We start from the raw sequence: 19,529 nt of genomic DNA on the forward strand, positions 1-19,529 counted from the left end.
CCCGCGCCCCCCTGACGGTCGCGGTGACGAACACGCCGGGCTCGCCGCTCGCGGAGACGGCCGAGCACTCGGTGTCGATCGGCGCCGGCGACGAGCTCGCGGTCGCCGCCACCAAGACCTACACCGCGACGCTGCTCACCACGTACTTGCTGGTCGACGCCGCGCGTGGCGGTTCGGGCGAGGCCGTCGCGGACATCGGCGAGCTGGCCACGCGGACGCTCGCGGAATCGGCGGACGCGGTGTCGGCGGCGTGCGACCGGTACCGGAACGTCGAGCGCGTGGTGACCACCGGCCGTGGCTACTCCTCGGCGACCGCGGCCGAGGCGGCGCTCAAGCTGGCCGAGACCAGCTACCTCGGCGCCCGCGCGTACAGCGGTGCGGACCTGCTGCACGGCCCGGTCGCGGCGATCGACTCCGGCACCGGTGTGGTCGCGGTGACCAGCAAGGGTCGGGGCGGCGAGGCCATGCGCGACGTCGTGGCCGCCGTGCGCGAGCGGGGCGCGGACGTGCTCGCGGTCGGCTCGGCGGCTGGCGACGTGGCCGCCTCCGCGCGGATCGAGGTGCTCGAGACGGCCGAGGAGGTGGCGCCGATCCTCGAGGTCCTGCCGCTGCAGCGGCTGGCGCTCGAGCTGGCGCTGGCCCGCGGCGGCGACCCCGACCAGCCGCGCGGTCTGTCCAAGGTCACCCGAACCCGGTGACCGAGCGCGTCTGGACCCCTACACTCTCCGAGGTGCGAAGGACCTCGTTCGCCCGCTGGCCGTGTTCCGTCGCAAGAACGATGGACCTGCTGGGCGACCAGTGGACGTTGCTCGTGCTCCGCGACGCCTACCAAGGGGTCCGCAGGTTCGACAAGTTCCAGGCCTCGCTGGGCATCGCCCGCAACACGCTCACCGAGCGGCTCGACCGGCTGACCGGTGCCGGCCTGCTCGCCCGCGTGCGCTACCAGGACCGGCCCGCGCGCTACGAGTATCCCCTGACCGACATGGGCCGCGACTTCTTCCCCGCGCTCGCCGCGATCATCCGGTGGGGCGACACCTGGCTCGACGACGGCGCCGGACCGCCCTCGCTGCTGCGCCACCTCGACTGCGACAACCACACCAGCGCCGACGTGCGCTGCCCGCACTGCGGCGGCGCGCTCGAGGCGGACCGGGTGACCTTCGAGCCCGGCCCCGGCCTGTCCACTGTGGAGGATCTGGCGTGAGTTGCGTTGTGGGTGTCGACGCCGGGGCCACGTCCACCCGCGCGCTCGCGCTGCGGCTGGACGGCACGGTCGTCGGGCGCGGGTCGGCCGGCGGCGGCAACCCGAACTCGCACCCACCGGAGATCGCGGGCAAGCGGGTGGCCGAGGCCGTCCGCGACGCGATCGCGGGCGGCGGCGAGGTGCTGGCCTGCGTGCTGGGTATGGCCGGCGTCAGCAAGTTCACCGACCCGGAGGTGGTCGAGACCTACGTCTCGACGCTGCGGCAGGTCGGCGTCGGCTGCGAGATCGAGATCGTGAGCGACGCCGAGGTGGCGTTCGCCTCGGGCACCGCGGAGCCGGACGGCGTGGTGCTGATCGGCGGCACCGGCTCGATCGCGGCACGCATCGTGGGCCGCCAGCTGGTCTCCTGGGTCGGCGGCCTGGGCTGGATGCTCGGCGACGAGGGCTCGGCGTACTGGATGGGCCGCGAGGCGGTGCGGGTGACCTTGCGTCGCTTGCAGACCGGCGAGGCGCCGTCGCCGCTCGGCGAGGAGGTGCTGCGGGCGTCGTTGCCCGGACGCACCGAGGCCGGACGTGCCCGCCTCGCGAACCGGCTGATCACGGCCGCGAACGCGGAGCCGCCGATCCGGCTGGCCCGCTTCGCCGAGACCGTCAGCGAGTACGCGGCGACCGACCCGGTTGCGGCCCGCATCGTCGAGGAGGCGGCGGAGCTGCTGGCCCGGCTGGCGATGGACGCCCGGACCGCCGACGAGCGCACCCCGATCGTGCTGGCCGGCAGCGTGGTCGGCCCGGCGAGCCCGGTCGGCGTGGCACTGCGCCGGGCGCTCGCCGCGTACACGCCGGTGCCCGTGGAGTTCGCCGCCGACGGCACGATCGGCGCGGCCTGGCTGGCCGCCCTCCAGGTCGATCCCGGGGCGCCCAGGCCGGGCGCGTCCTAGAACGGGATCTTGAGGACGATCGCGGTCGCGTTGTCCTGGCCGCCGGCGACGTCCGCGGCGGCGAGCATGCGCTCGACCATCGCGGTCGGGTCGATCTGCATGCGCAGGATCTCCCGGATGCGCGGGTAGGGCACCTGCTCGGCAACGCCGTCGCTGCACAGCAGGTACACGTCGGCGGGCGCGGGCACGATGCTGAGCACGTCCGGCTCGGGCCGCGCGGCGTGCCCGACGTAGCGGGTCAGGTTGTAGCGCGCGTTGCGGGCCTGCGGCGAGTCGAGCGCGTAGAGCCCGTGGGCCACGCCGAGCCAGGCCATCGTGTGGTCGACGGTCAGCAGTTCGAGCAGGTCGTCCCGGAAGCGGTAGACGCGGGAGTCGCCCATCTGCACGACCCAGAGCGCCGAGTCCTCGCCCTCGAGCAGCGCGGTCAGCGTGCAGCCGGCCAGGCCGACGTCGTGCCGGCCGAGCTCGGCGACCTGGTCCTGCGCGGCGGCGACCGCCTCGCGGAGCGTCTCCGGCCCGATCTTCCCCCGCGCGGAGCCGACCCCCTCGACGAACGTCTCCACCGTGGTCCGGCCGGCCAGCGCGCTGCCCTCGCTGTCGCCCATGCCGTCCGCGACGACGGCGAGAAGCGGGTCGAGATCGAGATGCGCGACGTCGAAGTTCGCCCGGTAACGGCGACCGATCTCGCTACCGACTGCCCCAGTTAACCCAATCACGTCCGCATCCTAGGGTGCCGGAGGCCCGGATGGTCCCGGGGAATTTCACGCCGCAGGACGAACGCGCTGGCAGCGAGCGTGAGCGCGACGAGCGGCCAACTGAGCGCGATGCGGGTGACACCGAGCGCGAGCACCCAGCCGGACCACCACAACAGCCCGAACACGAGCACTCGCAGCGTGTACTGGCCCACCCAGACCCAGCTCGCCCGGCCGTACGCGCGCAGGAGGTCGGGGTCGTGGCGCCAGCGGGTCCGCTGCCCGATCACGAAGCCGACGACCACGCCTAGCAGCGGCCAGCGGATGAGGATGCTGACCGCCCACGCGAGCGCACTGGCCACATTGGACAGCAGCTGGACGAGGAAGAAGTCCTGCGCGCGGCCGGTGTAGAGGGCGATGAGCGAGCCGGCGGCCACCGCGGCGACGCTCGCGAGGGCGGCCGTGACGCGGCCACCGCGGCGGAGCCGGACCCCGCCGGCCACCGCGCCGGCCACGACCGCGGCGAGCGCGCCCCAGCCGATCGACTGGCCGGACAGGAGCCAGCCGATCACGAACACGGCCGGCGGGATGGACGCGTCGAGCGCGCCGCGCCGCCCGCCGAGCAGCTCACGCAGCGGGACGTCGGCCATCCGGTCGGACACGATGCCCAGCCTGCCCGACGTCGTCCTTGCCCGGCCGCCGGGCTCAGCTCCCGGCGATGATCTCCGCCAGGCGGTGGGTCAGGCGCGCGTTGTCCGCGGGCCACAACGTCACCCAGTCCTCGCCGTCGCGCCCGCGGGTCATGGTCGTCGCGTAGCGGCCGTCGTCCGTGTCGAACCAGGCGATGCCGGTCAGCCGCCGCCGCTTGCCGTCCTCGTCGGCACGGACGACGCCGAGCTGGCCCGCCCGCAGCACCGGCTTCTCCATGATCGCCGCGATGGCACGCAGCCCGGTGTCCGCCGCGCCCACCGGCGCGACCTTGCGCAGCACGCCTCCCGGCTGCGCCCGGCGGTGCAGCTTCGGGTCCGCACGCAGGGCCTTCGCTGTCTGCGTGATCGAGTTCCCCGCTCCTGCCCGCGTGGCCGGCAGCAGCTCGACGAGGGCGCCGACCGCCAGCGTGTCGCGCATCCGCGTCAGCCGGACGGTGAGCTTCCCTTGCACGACAACCAGTCCGTGCCGCCCGCGCATGGCCGCGAGCGCCTTGACCGGCTGGGAGTCGGCCATGTCGAGCAAGGCGATCAGGTCGACGCCGACCGCCGGGTCGGCCAGCAGCCGCAGATCCTCGACGAGCCCGTCGTCCGGCCGCCCGTCCCGTGCGAGCCCGCGACGCGCGAGGTCGGCGTAGACGGCCGCCTTGATGCCCGCGCGGACGTCTCGCGTGTCACCGTGGTTGCGCACCTCGAGGGGGAACGGAATCCGCCCGAGCCGCAGGTCCTCCCAGAGCGTGTCGAGCGCGGCGAGCGAGAGCTCGACGGTCATTCGTCGTCCGGCCCGCCGATGACCGACGGCGCGGTGAGCACGTCGCTGTCGAAGATGCCTTCGGGGTCCGGCTCCTGGAGGAACTCGGGCCGCTGGTGCTCGGCGTCGTCCTCATCCCGCCGGCCGCCGCCCACGGGCATGCCACCCGTCGGACCGCCCCGTCCCGCACCGCGCGCCGCGGCAGCCTCAGCAGCCGTGGCTGAGCCGGGCACCGCCTTACCTGCTCCGGGGCCGGCTCCCAGCGCACCCCCGCCTCCGCGCGGCCCGGCTCCAGCGCCGACCCCACGCGAGCCGCCACCGGACCCGCCCAGTTCTCCGGATCCGCCCAGCCCGCCCCCGCCAACCGGCCCGAACCCGGGCACGAAACCAGGCCCCGGCGGCGCCGCGTGCGGCGCGACGTTCCCGCTGCCCGCCGCGACCGGCTCCCTCGGCGCGAACGACTCAGGCGTCGTGGTCCCGGGGTCCCCGCTGGAGGCTGCCGGCGACACACCGCCCGGCGCGGATCCGCCAGGCTCACTGCCCCCGGTAGGCACGTGCCCGGCACCAGGCGCCGCCCGCCGAGGGGCGCTTTCCCCACCGGGCCCGGGATCGCCGTCTTTGGGATCCCCGTCGGATCCGTCACGGGAACCGTCGCGGGAACCGTCGTCGTCCCGGTCATCGTCCCTGTGATCGGACCCGTCGAGCCGAGGCGGTGCCTGGAAGAGCGCAACCCGCCCGGCGGCGTCGTTCATGGTGTTGTCCCGCTCGGAAACGACGCGCACGGCCTCCTCGTGGGCGGCGTTGCTCTGCTCGTAGCGTTGGTAGATGAGGTCCGGCAAGGCGACGAGCGCGAGCAAGCCGTTGCCGGGCGCGTCACGAATGATGTCGCCGGGGTTGTACGAGACGGGCTCCGGCATGGCACGCCGAGCCGCGTCGGCGGCCTCACTCTGCTGCGCGATGGACTGACTGGCCGCCGAGATCTGCGCCCCAGTCCCCCCACTCCAGGCGGCGATCTGCCCGAGCCGCACCCGCATGGCGTCGGCGGCCTCCCCGGTCCACCCGGCCTCGGTCCCCATGGCCGCCCGCTTCAACGACTCAGCAGCATCGGTCATGATCGCGCCGACGCCCGTCCAATCGTCCGCGAACGACTGCGACTTGGAAGGGTCCGCGTCGTCGGTCCACTGCTTGAGCTGTGCGTGATCAATGGCCGCGTGATTCACACTCACCGGTGGAACTCGCCGACCCCCAGCCATCGAATCCACTCCGCGAATCGTTCCGTAACCAGCAGATAACGCTAAGCAGCATACCGAGGCACACCTCGGCGAAACCCGGTTCGACCGACATTCACCCGGTCGGGCTCACGACAACTTGCGATCGACCCGCTCCGCCGCGTCCGAGGCCAACTGACAGGCGGCGTCGGTGTCGGTCCCGCTGGTCGCGGTCAGCATGACGTAGGACTCCGCGGAGACGTCCAGCATCACGAGGCAGGAACCCTCGTCACCCTGAAGCGCCTGGAGCTGGTACGCGTCGAGCGTGATGCCGAGGTCCAGCGGCGTACCTTGATCAGGGAGGAGTCCGGCCCTGACTCGGGATAAAGGTCGAGCAAGACCCCGGCGCTGCTCGTTTGCAGCCTCCAGTCAGAGGCCTGCGCGCTGAACTCGATTCCTTTTGCAGGCCGAGCTCGTGCAGGTCATCTCCCGAGAGCAGCGGACTCCGCGGGTCGCGGCACGCCCGTCTCACCGGTCGTACAACCGGACACCACCAGAGCAGCCAACGCGACAGCTATACCCGCCCTCAGCCTCGTGGCAGTCACGACAACGAGGCGTCGACACGTTCGGCCACCTTGGCTGCGAGCTCGCACGCGGCTTCCGTGTCGGTCCCGCTCGTGGCAGTGAGCATCAAGTACGAGTTCTCGGAGATGTCCAGCATGATCACGCAGGCACCCTCGCCACCACCCGGCGCCTTGAGCTCGTACGCGTCGTAGTTCGTACCAAGATCCACGGGCGATCCCCGCTCCGGCACGGAGTCGATGCCCGCTTCCGGGTACAGGTCGAGCGAAACGCCGCTACTGCTCGACTCCAGGCTCCAGTCACAGGTGTCGGCGTCGAGCTCCAGGCCCTCCACCAAGCCGATCTCTTGCCGATCACCTGAGGAAAGCAGCTCGCAGGGTTTCAGATCGCCGAGCGATACCGGCTCCTGGGACGAGGCCGTGGACTCATTGTGCTCGGCAGGACTCGGCACGCCGGCCTCGCTGGTGGTGCAGCCAGCCAGCAGAGCAGCAGCCACGACGACTGTTGCGCGCAACCTCACCGACGTTCTCCGGCGTCTGTCACCCGCTGGGCATTCTCGGCGTCGGTGTGCTGGTAGGTCGCCATGGACTTGCGAACGGCCTCCTTGAGCCGCCTGAGCTCGGCGACGTACTTCGACATGATCTGCATCGCCGAGTCCGGTCCGCTCGCAGTCCACTCGTGATTGAACTGGTCGATCTGCTGTGCGTAGCCACCGCCAAGCCGCGTTCCGCTCGCCATGGTGTTGGCAAGGCGCCGCCAATAGAGCTCGACCGAGTGCTCGACTTCGGTCAGCGCGCGGATGGTCGCGTCCCCGGTGTCCGGGTCAACTCGGAGGGCGCCGCTGTTCGCGGCGGCCTCCAGATCACTCAGTGAGGAGCCGATGCCGCCCACGGTCGTCGACGCGGGGTTCTCGACGCTGGGCGGCTCTGCGTTCGGGTCGATGTACACCGTGTCCCCCTCGGTGATCGGCTGGTGACATTCTGCAGCATAGTCGGCCGCGCTATGGCAGCTTTGGCTCGATGAGCTCCGCCACCTCGCTCGCTTTGCGGCAAAGCCTTGGCCGTGTCGCCGCCACCGCTCGCTGTCGTCGAGATGTCGACGTACGACGTGTCCGTGACGACAACCAGGATCGCGCACCTGCCGTCGGCGTCGCCCTGCTCCTCTACCGGGATTGCGTGGTGAGTGCCGACCATGGTCGGGATCGGTCCGGCACCCTCTCCGGATCTGCTCCAGTCACACCCGGGCGAGTCGCCGAAGTCCGCGTCGTCACCCTCGGAGACCCCGAACCGAGCGAGATCGTCTTCGGACAGCAGGTCGCACGGCTCCATGTCTTCCAAGACGGTCCTCGACTGTGGCCTCGCGATGTCCGGACCAGCAGCTTTCGGGCTGCCGGCCTCGGTGGTCGTGCGGGACGCCACGGCAAAGGCGCTTGCGGCCAGCCAGCACACAGCTCCCCCAAGCGCGAGGTCGTGAAGGCGCGGCGAACCAAAGTTCCCTCGGTGATCGAACGGTGACAGTCCGCAGCCTACAAGTGTGCCGTCAGAGCGGATTGTGTGCGTTCGTCCCTATCGGTCCACACAGGACAGGTCACTGAGTGGTCACGAAGGTCCCAAGTGCGGCACAAAAATGGGACGCGGATCGAACCATGAAGTGCCACTGTTGAACGTTGTGTACAACGCCGCGCGGCTACGGTCCGAAAGCGGAAGTCGAGCATCGCTAACCGACGGTGGCGTAGGTCGGACGCCGCACGGCATTCTGAGGGCTTGAGGGATCGGGGACAGCGGGAGGGGAGGCGGCCGTGCCAAGGTTGTCTAGTTGGGTGGCCATCGGGGACAGCTTCACCGAGGGACTGAGCGACCTCGCGCCGGACGGGACCTACGTGGGATGGGCCGACCGGCTCGCGCAGCTCCTCGCGGACCGCGATCCCGACTTCCAGTACGCCAACCTGGCCCTCCGCGGCAAGATGCTCCGCGAGATCGTCGACGAGCAGATCCCGATCGTCGAACAGGTCAGGCCCGACCTCGTCACCATCTGCGGCGGGGGCAACGACCTCATCGTCCCCGGCAGCGACGTCGACGAGCTCGCCGACGTCTTCGAGCAAGCCGTTATCGCGTTGAGACAAACGGGATGCGAAGTGGTCGTGTTCACCGGGCCCGACCCGAGGAAGCAGCCCGTCGTGCGCCGCGTCCGCGGCAAGGTCGCCATCTACAACGGCCACCTGCGCGCGATCGCCGACCGGCACGGGGCCAAGATCGTCGACCTCTGGGCCATGCCCGTCCTCGTCGACATCCGAGCCTGGAGCGACGACCGCCTCCACTTCTCCCCCGAGGGCCACCGCCGGATCGCCTTGCGTACCGCGGAAGTCCTCGGTTTACCGGTGATCGAGGACTGGCGCGAGCCGTGGCCGCCGGTCGCACCCACGCCGTGGATCCGGTCGCGCCAGGCCGATCTCGCGTGGACCCGCGCTCACCTGTTGCCCTGGGTACGCAGGCAACTACGCGGCAAGTCCATGGGCGACGGACTGGTCCCCAAACGACCGGAGCTGCAGCCGTTGGCCGACCAGAGCACCGGAAACGGCCACGCGGCAACTGCTTAGTAAAGAAGCGATAACCGGCCGGCACGGTCCCCCTCCGCGCCGGCCGGTTCGCTGGGCAGCACACCCCCACGTTGGTAGTGCCGCCCCGGCGCTCGATTCAGGCTCCGGGACGTCGAGCACCGCGCGCAGCCTTTCACCCGGCGGCGCCACGCCGCTAAACGTTCGCTAAACGACCATGCGCACCGCTCGGCCGACCACCACCGGGCCGAGCGCCCGCGTGCCCTCGGTGAACTCGCTCGCCACCCGGGCCAGCCGGACGATCTCCTGATCCTGCCCCGTTTCCTGGCCGGACTCGACCACCGCGAGCAGGTTCGCCCACTCATGGTCGATCCAGTCGACCGCATCCGCCGGCGACGACATCCGCGCCCGCGGCGCGTCCGGGAATTCCTCAAGGGCTGACGGCTCGCCCGTGTTTCCCGCCCGCAGCTGGCGCTTCGCCAGATCCGCGCCTACCAGGTAGTAGTGCCGCAGCCGGGCCAGCGCCGCCGCCTTGTCCACTTCGGACATCTCTTGTTCGGCCCGTTCGTGGGCGTGCAGCCGGACGAGGTCATGCATCACGAAGACGTCCGGGCTCGTCTCGGTCACCACGAAAGACGCAGCCAGCGTCCGCAGCCTGCGTTTCGCCTGCTCGACGTCGATCCCGCACAGCGCCGCGACCGGGTACGGCCCGATCATCGCGCCCGGGAACAGCCCCAGCAGCCGCACGGTTTCCGCGTGCTCGGACCGCAGGCTCCGGAAGGTCACGTCGAGTGCCGCGCGCACGCTCGTGTCCGCGTCCTCGAGGTCCAGCGCGGACAGCCGGCCGCGCTCGTCGGCCAGCTCCGCGACGACGTCCGCGACCGACCACTGTGGACCACCGGCCAGCCGCGCGCCCGCGATCCGCAATGCCAGCGGCAGGTGCCCGCACAGCCGGGCGAGCCGCCGGCGAAGCTCGCGGTCCCGGCCCTGCGCCGGGGTGCCGGCCATGTGCTCGAGCAGCTGCTCCGCCGCGGACGCCGCGAGCGTGCCGAGCACCTGCATCCGCGCGCCGGTCCTTGCCACGAGCGCGTCCAGCCGCACCCGCGTCGTCACGACCGCGAGCGACGACGAACCGGCCGGCAGCAAGGGGTGGATCTGCTCGGAGTCCCGCGCGTCGTCGAGCACGACCAGCACCCGGCGGTCGGCGAGGATCGAGCGGTAGAGCGCCGCGCGGTCGTCGAGCTGTTCCGGCACGTCCTCGACGCTGACGCCGAGCGCGAGCAGGAACTGCGTGAGCACGTCGGCCGCGGCCAACGGCGCGTGCTGCGGGTCGAACCCGCGCAGGCTCGCGAACAGCTGCCCGTCCGGGAACCGGTCGGCGACGCGGTGCGCCCAGAGCACCGCGAGCGCGGTCTTGCCGACACCGGCGGGACCCGCGAGCACCGCGAGCGCCGCCTCGACGCGCGACTCGGCGCTTCCGGCGGGCAGCAGATCGGCGAGCCACGCCAGCTCGTCCTCGCGACCGGCGAACCCGGACGGCGCGCGCGGCAGCTGCGCGGGGACCAGCACGCCGATGCGCGGCGAGACCACGGGCTCCGGCGACGGTTCGAGCAGCGTCGTGTCGTCGCGCAGCACCCGCAGGTGCAGGCCGCGCAGCTGCGGGCCGGGATCCATGCCGAGCTCGTCGGCGGCGCGGTGTGCGAACCGCTGGTATGCGGCGAGCGCGGTCGCCCGGCGCCCCGAGCGGTACAGCGCGAGCACGAGCTGACCGACGAGCCGTTCACGGAACGGCTGCTCGTCGACCAGCTGCGTCAGCTCACCGATGATCTCCTGGTGCCGGCCGAGCTCCAGATCGGCGTCGAACCGCGCCTCTAGCACCGCGAGGCGCAGCTCCGTCAGCTCCGGTGCGGTCAGCCGGCCGCCGAGGTCGGCGAGCTCGGTGCCCCGCCACAGCGCCTGGGCCTGCCGCAGCAGCTCGGCTCGGCGCACCGCGGCCGTGCCCCGCGCCTCGGCCAGCAGCGAGCGCGCGACCGTGACGTCGATCAACGCCTCGTCCACTTCGATCCGGTAACCGGGCGGCGCGGTCGCGATCCGCACCTCGCCGTCGTCACCGCCCACGTCGACCGCCGCGAGCCGCTGCCGCAGCCGGGACACGTAGCCCTGCACCATCGTCCGCGCGCTCGACGGCGGTTCGTGCGACCACATCACGTCGACGATCCGGTCCAGCGGCACGACCTGGTTCGGCTCGAGCAGCAACATCGCGAGGACGCCGCGCATGCCGGGCCCGCCGATCGGCACGTTGCGGCCGTGAACGAGCACCTGAACCGGTCCGAGCAGGCAGAATCGCAGCCCGGCGGCTTCCGCGGCGGCTCGTGAGCCGTTGTCGTCGGCCACGGGTCACCACCCCCAGTGACACCCGGGCGTGCCCTCCAGCCCGGTTGTATGGGGACAAGGTACGGGCAAACCCGCCGGGAACGCGATCTCCGACGGGCGCCGGTCCGCCATATGGCCTAATGCGTTTCCTGTTGGAAAGTGATCTCCGGGTAAGCGGCGACCGGTCCGTCGAGCACCGGTCGCGGCAGGCCGCGCAGGTGCCGGTCGAGGAACGCGCGCACGTAGGTCCGGGTGAGCTGGACACCGCGTGCCGGGTCGAGCTCGAACGGCTCCTCGATGCCGGCCTGCTGGACGAGCAGGTCCAGGTCGGTGAACGAGTAGTGGTCCGCGCCGTCGACGGTCAGCCAGCGCTTCCAGCCGGCGAGGTGCGGCCAGACCTCGTCCCACGACGGGTCGAACGTGCCGCCGGTGGCGTGGTCGCCGGTGCTGCCGAGCAGGAGGAAGGGCCGGTTGCCGACGGACTCGGCCGGCAGCATGGGCCCGTCGAGGTTGACGCCGGCTCGTACGCGGTGGTCGGCGCGCATAGTGGTCGCGGCCGCGTCGCCGCCCATCGAGTGGCCGACCGCGGCGACGCGGCTGACCGGCCAGGTGCGGGTCACCTGGTCGAGCACGAACTTCAGGTCCTTGCCGCGGTTGATCGCGATGGGCGCGATGCCGATCTGGTCGGGCAGGTCGCACGCGGCGCACGGCAGCACGCCGCCGGGGAACTTCGCGGCGACGGACTCGTAGGCGTGGTCGACGGCGGCGACGAGGTAGCCGTGGGAGGCGAGGTCCTCGGCGAGCCCGGTGAGGGTGTGGCGCGGGACGGTGAAGCCGGGCGAGAGCAGGACGAGCGGGTGACGGCCCTTGAGCGGTCGGGCGTCGGTGCGCGACCAGGTGCGGGCGGCGGCGAGGCGGTTGCCGGGGAGCTGGTCGCCGAAGCCGCCGAAGTCGACGAGCGCGTTCGCCTCGTCGATGTCCATGTAGGACGCTCGGGTGCCCGTGTGCGGGACGGCTGGGTAGAACATCGTGACCATGAGCCGGCGTGGGCCCGCGTCCGGCACCCACGGGTCCGGTCTGCTGCGGTCGACGAGGGCGAGGGTGGTGCGGCCGACGGCGGCCGGCCCGGTCGGCTTCGGCAACGCAAGATCCACTGTGGATTCCGCGGGTGCCGCGCCGGCGGCCGCCAGCGGCGTGAACACGAGTGCGGCGGTCATGGCCGCGACGATGAGGCTGCGCATACGGCTTACTCTGCCGGTGGGCGGGCGGCGGGCCATCCGGATGGATCCCTGAGTGTTCCCGGATTCGTCCCTGATCGGGGTGCGGCCTCCGGCCCCGATCACCAGCCTAGGCGGCTGGTCCGACAATTTCGGTCCGGCGGCGGTTGTCCTGTGGATAACTGAGCGGCCCCCGGTTTCGAACCTACGCGCGCGCACTGACATTTCCGTCATTTCCGTGACGAGTGGCTTCGTGGCGCGAACCTGGATGGCTGGGGTCTGACAATTTCGGGCGTTGCGCGGCGAGGTTGTGGATAGCTCAACGGCCCCCGTTATCAAGCCCATGCACGAGGGTCTGACAATCCCTGCCGTCGGCGTTCGGGCACGTCAGAGCCCATCATGTTGTACGCGTGGCCGACCGTTTCCATGCCCAGACAGGTGGACGAGCAGCGCCAGTGGACGACACGTCCGGGCCACGCGGGCCCCCCGGTTTCGACGCTACCCGATGGGGCCGACAGACCCGGGCTGCGGCGAGCTTCCTGTGGACAACTCGGCCGATTGAACGGTCCATTCAATCGGTCCGGGGTGCCCCCGATTTCCATTCTATTCGGGGAGGCCGACAGAAATCAGGCGTGAACAACCGGCCGGGCGAGTGGCACCGGCCGGTTGTTCCTGATTGCTAGCGGGTCAGTGGCGTGAAGTCACGCGCCGCCACGTGAGCCGGACGAGGTGGGGTGCCCGCGTAGGGCTTCACCAGGGTGTTCTCCACGCTGTTGAACACGAGATAGATGTGCGACCGCGGGAACGGGGTGATGTTGTTGCCCGAGCCGTGCATCAGGTTCGCGTCGAACATCAGGGCCGAGCCGGCCGGGGCGGTGAACTGCTCGATGCCGTACGCGCTCGCGAGGCTCGTCAGGTGCTCCGTGCTCGGCACGCCGATCTCGTTGTCGGCCAGCGGCGTGCGGTAGTGCTCCGGCGGCGTGCCACCCGCGCACGGCACGAACATCCGGTGCGAACCCGGCATCATCATCAACCCGCCGTTGAACGGGTGGTGATCGGTCAGCGCTATCGACATGCTGACCGCCCGCGGCACCGGCATGCCGTCCTCGGCGTGCCACGTCTCGAAGTCCGAGTGCCAGTAATGCCCGCGCCCCTCGAACGCGGCGAGGTACGTCGCCCGGCTCTGGTGCACGTACACCTCCGAGCCGAGGATCTGCCGGGCGCGATCGAGGATCCGCGGGTCCCGCACCAGCTCGGCGACCAGCGGTGACAGCCGGTGCACCCCGAAAATCGTGCGGACCTCGCCGTCCTCGGTGATGACGCCGGCGGTCGACGCGTCCGTCGCGAGCCGGTCGAGCTCCTGGCAGTACGCCTGGACCTCGAGCGGGCTCAGCAGGTCGTGGTGGATCGAGTAGCCCCGATGGTCGTGTGCGGCCAGGGTGGCCGGGTCGATCGGACCCGCCGCGCCGGTCGTCCACACCGTCGGCTCGATGCGTTCGAGCAGCTCCGGGTCGCCGGACATCCTCGTGGGATACGGGTCGGCGGTCCCGGTGTCGGTGAGCGTCATGCGCTCGTCTCCTCCATCTCGGGTTCTTCGGAGATCAGCGGGTAGACGCCGTTCTCGTCATGGACCTCGCGGCCGGTCACCGGAGGGTTGAAAACGCACACGGTCCGCATGTCGGTCCGCGGCCGAAGCTGATGGTGGTCGTGCTTGTCGAGCAGGTAGAGGCTGCCCGGCTTGAGCTGGTAGGTCGTACCGGTCTCCTTGTCCAGCAGCTCACCCTCGCCCTCGACGACGAACACGGCCTCGATGTGGTTGGCGTACCAGAAGTCGTTGACCGTGCCCGCGTACAGCGTCGTCTCGTGCACGGAGAACCCGACGCCCTCCTTGGCGAGCACGAGCCGCTTGCTGCGCCAGTTGGGTGTCTTGATGTCGCGGTCGGTGTCGTCCAGCTCCTCCACGGCTCTGACGAACATGTCAGTCCCCCTCTTCCTACGAGCAGACTTCGTGCACTGCGGCGACGAGCCGGTCCAGGCCGTCGGCGAGTTCGTCGTCGGTGACGGTGAGCGGCGGCATCACCTTCGCGACCTCGCCCTCCGGACCCGACGTCTCCATCAGCAGGCCACGCTCGAACGCGGCGCGGCACACCTTCGAGGCGAGCTCCCCCGTCTCGAACCCGAGGCCACGGGCGAGGCCGCGGCCCTTCGAGAGCATCGGCGTGCCCGGCATCGACTCGACGAGGTTGTCCATCACGCGGCCGACCTGCTCCCCCTTCGCGAGCGTGCTCTTCTCGAGCTTGTCGTCGGTCCAGTACGTGCGCAGCGCCTCGGTAGACGCGACGAACGCTGGGTTGATGCCACGGAACGTGCCGTTGTGCTCGCCGGGCTCCCAGATGTCGAGGTCGGGGCGCAGCAGCGTGAGCGCGAGCGGCATGCCGTAGCCGCCGATCGACTTCGACAGGCACACGATGTCCGGGGTGATGCCGGCCGACTCGAAGCTGAAGAACGGGCCCGTGCGGCCACAGCCCATCTGCACGTCGTCGACGATCAGCAGCATGTCGTGGCGCTTGCACAGGTCGGCTAGGCCACGCAGCCACTCGTCCCGGGCGACGTTGATGCCGCCCTCGCCCTGCACGGTCTCGACGATCACCGCGGCCGGCTCGTTGAGCCCGGAGCCGCTGTCCTCGAGCAGCCGCTCGAACCACAGGAAGTCCTCGACCTTGCCGTCGAGGTAGTTGTCGTACGGCATGGGCGTGGCGTGCACGAGCGGGATGCCGGCGCCACCGCGCTTCATCGAGTTGCCGGTGACCGACAGCGCACCGAGCGTCATGCCGTGGAAGGCGTTCGTGAAGTTGATGATCGACTCGCGGCCGGTGACCTTGCGCGCGAGCTTGAGGGCCGCCTCGACCGCGTTCGCGCCGGCCGGGCCGGGGAACATGATCTTGTAGTCCAGACCGCGTGGCTTCATGACCACGTCGGTGAAAGTCTCGAGGAAGTCACGCTTCGCGACGGTCTGCATGTCGAGCGCGTGGGTGACGCCGTCGCGCTGGATGTAGTCGATCAGCGCCTGCTTGAGCACCGGGTTGTTGTGGCCGTAGTTGAGCGCGCCCGCTCCGGCGAAGAAGTCGAGGTACGGCGTGCCGTCCTCGCGGTACAGCCACGAGCCGGTGGCGCGGTCGAAGACGACCGGCCAACTTCGGCAGTAGCTGCGGACTTCGGACTCGACAGTCTCGAAAACGTTCACACTTCTCCTCAAACGCAAGGGACATGCCGAATGGATGCGCTTTCGCATCCACGGCAAACGTCCATTAATCGGAATGGGGTCTAGGCGGACATCGATCTGATGTCGGGCTCCTTGACGAACGGTCCGATGCGGAAGCGCACCTCGGACTCGTGCTCGTCCGGGAAGTCGCCGGCGTCGAAGGTGCCCGCTTGGTCCATGCCGGCCGACCAGCGCTTCGCGAGCGAGGCGAACAGCGCGTTGGACGGGGCGTTGTCAGGGGTGATCGTGGTCTCCATGTACCGCACACCCTCGTCGGCGAGGCGGCTGACCAGGGCATCCAGTAGCGCGCCGGCCGTGCCCCGGCCGCGCTGGGAACCATCCACCGCGATCTGCCACACAACGACGGTGTCGGGTGCGACAGGCCTGCGGTATCCGATCACGAAGCCGACGACCTCGTCGCCGACCCGGGCGACGAGTGATGTGTCGGCGAAATCGTGGCACCACATGAGGTACGCGTATGAGGAGTTGAGGTCGAGCTTCCCGGAATCGCGCGCGATTCGCCAGATTGCCCCTCCGTCCTCAATGGACGGCTTGTTGATCTCTCGCTCCGACGGCCCCCGTATGTCACCGTTGGCACGGTTGGCGTGCTTTCCGGACATACCAAAGGAACGTAACAGAGAATTTTCCGGCGCTCAGAACGAGCAGGTCAGCGGGGGCGGATCACCTGCGGGTTCGGAATATACCGTGTGACAACCCTCGCATATTTGTTGCGATCACAACCAGAATCGTGGTATATAGCCGGGTGGCCATTAAGATCTTCCTGGTTGACGACCACGAGATCGTCCGGCGTGGGATCGCCGATCTCTTCGAGGACCACCCGGATCTCCAGATCGTCGGCGAGGCGGCTTCGGTCGCCGAAGCCACGACCCGCATCCCCACGAGCGGCGCCGACGTGGCCGTCCTCGACGTGCGGATGCCCGACGGCAACGGTGTGGAACTGTGCCGTGACCTGCGCTCGCAGCTGCCCAAGCTGCGCTGCCTGATCCTCACCTCGTACTCCGACGACGAGGCCCTGCTCAACGCGATCATGGCCGGCGCGTCCGGCTTCGTGCTGAAGGAGGTCCTCGGCAACGACCTGATCAGCGCGATCCGCACGGTCGGCGACGGCGGCTCGCTGCTCGACGGCCGCACGACCGAGGCGCTGATGAAACGCCTGCGCCGCGGCCGCGACGGAGCGGGCCCGCTCGCGGACCTGACCGAGCAGGAGCGCGCGGTGTTCGACCTGATCGGCGAGGGCATGACGAACCGGCAGATCGCCGAGCGCCTGTTCCTCGCCGAGAAGACCGTCAAGAACTACGTCTCCCACCTGCTGGCGAAGCTGGGCATGCAGCGCCGCACGCAGGCCGCCGTCCTGGCGGCGGAGCTCAAGTCGCGCAAGCCGACGGAAGCCTGACCTGTCCACAACCGTCACACTTATCCACAGAACCCGCTGACCAGCCCTTTTCGTCGGGGGCCCCCGGTAGACTGGCATGTGAGGGCGGCCCCCGGGACAGGGTGGGGCGTTCGTTTCTTGCCTTCTGCACGCGCGTGTGCGCGCGCGGTTTCGGGCGCTCTTCAGGTTCGGCTCGACGAGTCGGGCGGTTCGGCAGACCGTCAGGTCGCGGTCAGCGGGACTCGCCAGGTCAGCCTTGTGCCGCCCTCCGGGACCGGGGCCACCACCAGCGAGCCGCCCAGCTCGGACGCGTGGCGGTCGATCTCGAGCAGGCCCCAGCCGGCCGCGCCCGGCGGGATGCCGGCGCCGTCGTTCGCCACGTCGATCACCAGGTCCGCGTCCGCCTCGACCGTGACCACGATCGAGCTCGCCCCCGAGTGCCGCACCGCGTTGCTGACCGCCTCGCGCAGCACGGCGGTCGCATGCGCCGCCAGCTCCTCGCTCACCAGGGTGTCGATCGCGCCGGAGATCCGCACCGAAGGGGACACGGGCAGGTTCGCCGACAGCTCGTCGACCGTGTCGAGCAGCTGCCGGCGCAGGCTCGACTCCATCTCGACGCCGCCGGTGTGCAGGTCGAAGATCGACGTGCGGATCTCACGCACCGTCTCGTCGAGCTGCTCCACCGCGCGCGAGACCCGCGTGCGCACCTGCGCGTCGGCGATCCGCCCGACCGTGCCCTGCAGGCTCATTCCAGTCGCGAACAGGCGCTGGATGACGTGATCGTGCAGGTCACCCGCGATCCGGTCGCGGTCGGCGAGCACGTCGAGCTGCCGCTGCGCCCGGTGCTTCTCCGCCAGCTCCATCGCGAACGCCGCCTGGTCCGCGAACGACGCCAGCAGCGGCACCTCGTTCGCGACGAACTGCGCCGCGCCCTTCTCCCGCATCACCAGCAGCACGCCGCGCACTACGTCGCCCGCCCCGAACGGCACCGCCACCGCCGGCCCGAAGTCGGCGCCCGGGGCCCAGCCGGGCGGCACCACGGCCGTCAGGTTCGCGATGATCTCCGACGTCCGGCTCCGGAACACGCCGGCCACCATCGGCTCGGCCGCGTTGATCCGCACGCCCGCGAGCTCCGGACCACGCTCGCCGGCGCCGGCCCGGGCCATCACGTGCCCGGTCGGGTCCGCCAGCAGGATCAGCGCGCAGTCCGACCTGGACAGCTCACGCGTCTTCGCCGCGATCATGTCCAGCGCGTCCTGGCTCGACGCGCCGCCGAGCAGCAGCGCGTTGACCTCGCGCGAGGCCTCGAGCCACTGCTCGCGCTGCCGGGACTCCTCGAACAGGCGCGCGTTCTCGATCGCGACGCCGGCCGCCGCGGCCAGGGTCTGCAGGGCCACCTCGTCGTCGGCGGTGAACTCGCCCGAGCCGCGCTTCTCGGTCAGGTAGAGGTTCCCGAAAATCTCGTCCCGGACACGAATGGGCGCGCCGAGGAAGCTGCGCATCGGCGGGTGGTTCGGCGGGAAGCCGACCGAGGCGGGGTGCTCGGTGAGGTCCGCGACGCGGAGGGGCTCCGGGTTCTCGATCAGTACGCCGAGCAGGCCGCGCCCCTCGGGCAGGTCGCCCATCGACGCGCGGGTCTCGTCGTCCACACCGACGTGCACGAACTCGGCGAGCCGCTCGAGCTCGTCCGCGCCCAGCACGCCGAGCGCGCCGTAACGGGCGTCGACGAGCTCCACCGCGGTTCGCACGATCCGGTTGAGCGTGCCCTCGAGCTCGAGGCCGGCGCCGACCGCGACGACCGCGTCGAGCAGGCCCTGCAGACGGTCGCGGGTGCGAACGATCTCAGCCAGCCGGTTCTGCAGGTCGCCGAGCAGGCCGTCCAGGATCAACCCGTCCGGCTGCGCACCCGCGCGCTCGCGAGCTGACGACCCAGCCTGCTGCTCCGTCATGGGCGACCCCGACTGTTCAGGGAACGGCGGCTTCAACCGCCACCAGCGGAAAGGGTAATCCTCCAGTACCCGCCCTATCGGCACATCGCCACACTGCGTTACGACAACTCCGGAGCGTCACAAATTGACCAACATACGTGGCGGTACGGTTGGCCGGCACCCGCCCGATCGCGTAACGCAAGGGCGAAGCGCCGCGACTGGCACGGTGTACCTGAGCCCTGGTGCGCTTACCGCCTCCCCGGTCCAGCTCACGTGGCACGGGGATCCGATGAGGGAGGTGACCGGTTGCACAGGGAGCCACTGATGCTGGCAGAGCTGTCGCGTCCGGAATCCCTCAAGCTGCTGGACCAGGTGCCGATCGGCCGGATCGTCTACACCGTGCGCGCGCTGCCGGCGACCGTGCCGGTGCGGCACGTGGTGGACAACGGCATGGTCGTGGTGCGCACGCATGTCGGCGCCGAGTGCGCCGGATCCGTGGTGGCGTACCAGGCGGACCACCTCGGCGACGACGGGCACGGCGGCTGGACGGTGACCGTCACGGGCGTCGCGCGGCGCGTGCTCGACCCGGAGGAGCTCGCCGCCTACGAGAAGCTGCTCGTCCCGCTCGTCGACGCCGATGGCGTGGAGACGATCCGGATCTACCCCGAGATCGTCACCGGATACCGGCTGGTGCCGACTACCGCCGTTTGACGGTTACGGCTC

Annotated in this window: 19 protein-coding genes; 6 read left to right on the forward strand and 13 right to left on the reverse strand. The window is 70.6% G+C overall.

Features of this window, described 5'->3' with window-relative positions; genetic code table 11:
• From VH969_RS02580 to VH969_RS02590, 3 genes are all read left to right on the forward strand, one after another.
• Nucleotides 1–698, forward strand: a 698-nt coding sequence (locus VH969_RS02580; protein ID WP_331969697.1) for an SIS domain-containing protein, incomplete at its 5' end; no start/stop codon positions are given.
• Nucleotides 699–730: 32 nt separating this feature from the next.
• Nucleotides 731–1,201, forward strand: a complete 471-nt coding sequence (locus tag VH969_RS02585) for a winged helix-turn-helix transcriptional regulator (protein WP_331969700.1) — start codon at nucleotides 731–733, stop codon at nucleotides 1,199–1,201.
• Nucleotides 1,198–2,139 (forward strand): N-acetylglucosamine kinase, encoded by a 942-nt coding sequence (locus VH969_RS02590; protein ID WP_331969703.1) that lies wholly within the window; start codon nucleotides 1,198–1,200, stop codon nucleotides 2,137–2,139. Before VH969_RS02585 ends, VH969_RS02590 begins: the two co-directional genes overlap by 4 nt.
• On the opposite strand, the gene VH969_RS02595 is transcribed toward VH969_RS02590, so the two are convergent.
• The 6 genes from VH969_RS02595 to VH969_RS02620 all read right to left on the reverse strand — a co-directional run bounded on the left by VH969_RS02595 (nucleotide 2,136) and on the right by VH969_RS02620 (nucleotide 7,027).
• Nucleotides 2,136–2,855 (reverse strand): PP2C family protein-serine/threonine phosphatase, encoded by a 720-nt coding sequence (locus VH969_RS02595; protein WP_331969706.1) that lies wholly within the window; start codon nucleotides 2,853–2,855, stop codon nucleotides 2,136–2,138. The genes VH969_RS02590 and VH969_RS02595 overlap by 4 nt on opposite strands.
• Entirely contained in the window at nucleotides 2,852–3,481 is a 630-nt protein-coding gene (locus VH969_RS02600) for a DUF3159 domain-containing protein (RefSeq protein WP_331969831.1), read from the reverse strand. Before VH969_RS02600 ends, VH969_RS02595 begins: the two co-directional genes overlap by 4 nt.
• 55 nt (nucleotides 3,482–3,536) lie before the next feature.
• Nucleotides 3,537–4,310, reverse strand: a complete 774-nt coding sequence (locus VH969_RS02605; protein ID WP_331969709.1) for an ESX secretion-associated protein EspG — start codon at nucleotides 4,308–4,310, stop codon at nucleotides 3,537–3,539.
• Nucleotides 4,307–5,515, reverse strand: coding sequence for a WXG100 family type VII secretion target (locus tag VH969_RS02610; RefSeq protein ID WP_331969712.1), 1,209 nt, complete (start codon nucleotides 5,513–5,515; stop codon nucleotides 4,307–4,309). Before VH969_RS02610 ends, VH969_RS02605 begins: the two co-directional genes overlap by 4 nt.
• A gap of 583 nt (nucleotides 5,516–6,098) precedes the next feature.
• Complete coding sequence (locus VH969_RS02615) at nucleotides 6,099–6,599, reverse strand: DUF3558 family protein (protein WP_331969715.1); 501 nt, start codon at nucleotides 6,597–6,599, stop codon at nucleotides 6,099–6,101.
• Nucleotides 6,596–7,027: a hypothetical protein gene (locus VH969_RS02620; RefSeq protein WP_331969718.1), complete on the reverse strand. Its 432-nt coding sequence runs from the start codon at nucleotides 7,025–7,027 to the stop codon at nucleotides 6,596–6,598. Before VH969_RS02620 ends, VH969_RS02615 begins: the two co-directional genes overlap by 4 nt.
• 850 nt (nucleotides 7,028–7,877) lie before the next feature.
• Here VH969_RS02620 and VH969_RS02625 point away from each other — a divergent pair.
• Nucleotides 7,878–8,675, forward strand: coding sequence for an SGNH/GDSL hydrolase family protein (locus VH969_RS02625; RefSeq protein WP_331969721.1), 798 nt, complete (start codon nucleotides 7,878–7,880; stop codon nucleotides 8,673–8,675).
• 165 nt (nucleotides 8,676–8,840) lie between these two features.
• Here the strand turns inward: VH969_RS02625 and VH969_RS02630 are convergent, their stop codons facing one another.
• The 6 genes from VH969_RS02630 to ectA form a co-directional block, all read right to left on the reverse strand.
• Nucleotides 8,841–11,027, reverse strand: a complete 2,187-nt coding sequence (locus VH969_RS02630; protein WP_331969724.1) for an AfsR/SARP family transcriptional regulator — start codon at nucleotides 11,025–11,027, stop codon at nucleotides 8,841–8,843.
• A 116-nt stretch (nucleotides 11,028–11,143) separates the two neighbouring features.
• Complete coding sequence (locus VH969_RS02635) at nucleotides 11,144–12,247, reverse strand: alpha/beta hydrolase family protein (RefSeq protein ID WP_331969726.1); 1,104 nt, start codon at nucleotides 12,245–12,247, stop codon at nucleotides 11,144–11,146.
• Nucleotides 12,248–12,902: 655 nt separating this feature from the next.
• A complete protein-coding gene (thpD, locus tag VH969_RS02640) occupies nucleotides 12,903–13,790 on the reverse strand; it encodes an ectoine hydroxylase (RefSeq protein WP_331969728.1) in 888 nt (295 codons plus the stop codon).
• A complete protein-coding gene (locus tag VH969_RS02645) occupies nucleotides 13,787–14,200 on the reverse strand; it encodes an ectoine synthase (protein WP_331969732.1) in 414 nt (137 codons plus the stop codon). Before VH969_RS02645 ends, thpD begins: the two co-directional genes overlap by 4 nt.
• A gap of 16 nt (nucleotides 14,201–14,216) precedes the next feature.
• Nucleotides 14,217–15,467: a diaminobutyrate--2-oxoglutarate transaminase gene (gene ectB / locus VH969_RS02650; protein ID WP_331969736.1), complete on the reverse strand. Its 1,251-nt coding sequence runs from the start codon at nucleotides 15,465–15,467 to the stop codon at nucleotides 14,217–14,219.
• A gap of 80 nt (nucleotides 15,468–15,547) precedes the next feature.
• Complete coding sequence (gene ectA, locus VH969_RS02655; protein WP_331969739.1) at nucleotides 15,548–16,105, reverse strand: diaminobutyrate acetyltransferase; 558 nt, start codon at nucleotides 16,103–16,105, stop codon at nucleotides 15,548–15,550.
• Nucleotides 16,106–16,248: 143 nt separating this feature from the next.
• Here ectA and VH969_RS02660 point away from each other — a divergent pair, with 143 nt between their 5' ends.
• Nucleotides 16,249–16,899 (forward strand): response regulator, encoded by a 651-nt coding sequence (locus tag VH969_RS02660; protein ID WP_331969742.1) that lies wholly within the window; start codon nucleotides 16,249–16,251, stop codon nucleotides 16,897–16,899.
• Nucleotides 16,900–17,099: 200 nt separating this feature from the next.
• Here the strand turns inward: VH969_RS02660 and VH969_RS02665 are convergent, their stop codons facing one another.
• Nucleotides 17,100–18,827 (reverse strand): sensor histidine kinase, encoded by a 1,728-nt coding sequence (locus tag VH969_RS02665; RefSeq protein ID WP_331969745.1) that lies wholly within the window; start codon nucleotides 18,825–18,827, stop codon nucleotides 17,100–17,102.
• A 303-nt stretch (nucleotides 18,828–19,130) separates the two neighbouring features.
• Here VH969_RS02665 and VH969_RS02670 point away from each other — a divergent pair, with 303 nt between their 5' ends.
• The gene (locus VH969_RS02670; protein ID WP_331969748.1) at nucleotides 19,131–19,517 is read left to right on the forward strand and encodes a pyridoxamine 5'-phosphate oxidase family protein; all 387 of its coding nucleotides are present in this window, start codon (nucleotides 19,131–19,133) and stop codon (nucleotides 19,515–19,517) included.
• Nucleotides 19,518–19,529: the final 12 nt, after the last annotated feature.

Source organism: Actinophytocola sp., assembly GCF_036555685.1.
Taxonomy (GTDB): domain Bacteria; phylum Actinomycetota; class Actinomycetes; order Mycobacteriales; family Pseudonocardiaceae; genus Actinophytocola.

Bases quoted from the DNA above. Each gene is read 5' to 3' on its own strand.
- VH969_RS02600 (WP_331969831.1), bottom strand. From the start codon at position 3,481: ATGGCCGACGTCCCGCTGCGTGAGCTGCTCGGCGGGCGGCGCGGCGCG.
- VH969_RS02605 (WP_331969709.1), bottom strand. From the start codon at position 4,310: ATGACCGTCGAGCTCTCGCTCGCCGCGCTCGACACGCTCTGGGAGGAC.
- VH969_RS02635 (WP_331969726.1), bottom strand. From the start codon at position 12,247: ATGCGCAGCCTCATCGTCGCGGCCATGACCGCCGCACTCGTGTTCACG.
- thpD (WP_331969728.1), bottom strand. From the start codon at position 13,790: ATGACGCTCACCGACACCGGGACCGCCGACCCGTATCCCACGAGGATG.
- VH969_RS02645 (WP_331969732.1), bottom strand. From the start codon at position 14,200: ATGTTCGTCAGAGCCGTGGAGGAGCTGGACGACACCGACCGCGACATC.
- ectA (WP_331969739.1), bottom strand. From the start codon at position 16,105: ATGTCCGGAAAGCACGCCAACCGTGCCAACGGTGACATACGGGGGCCG.
- VH969_RS02665 (WP_331969745.1), bottom strand. From the start codon at position 18,827: ATGACGGAGCAGCAGGCTGGGTCGTCAGCTCGCGAGCGCGCGGGTGCG.
- VH969_RS02670 (WP_331969748.1), top strand. From the start codon at position 19,131: ATGCTGGCAGAGCTGTCGCGTCCGGAATCCCTCAAGCTGCTGGACCAG.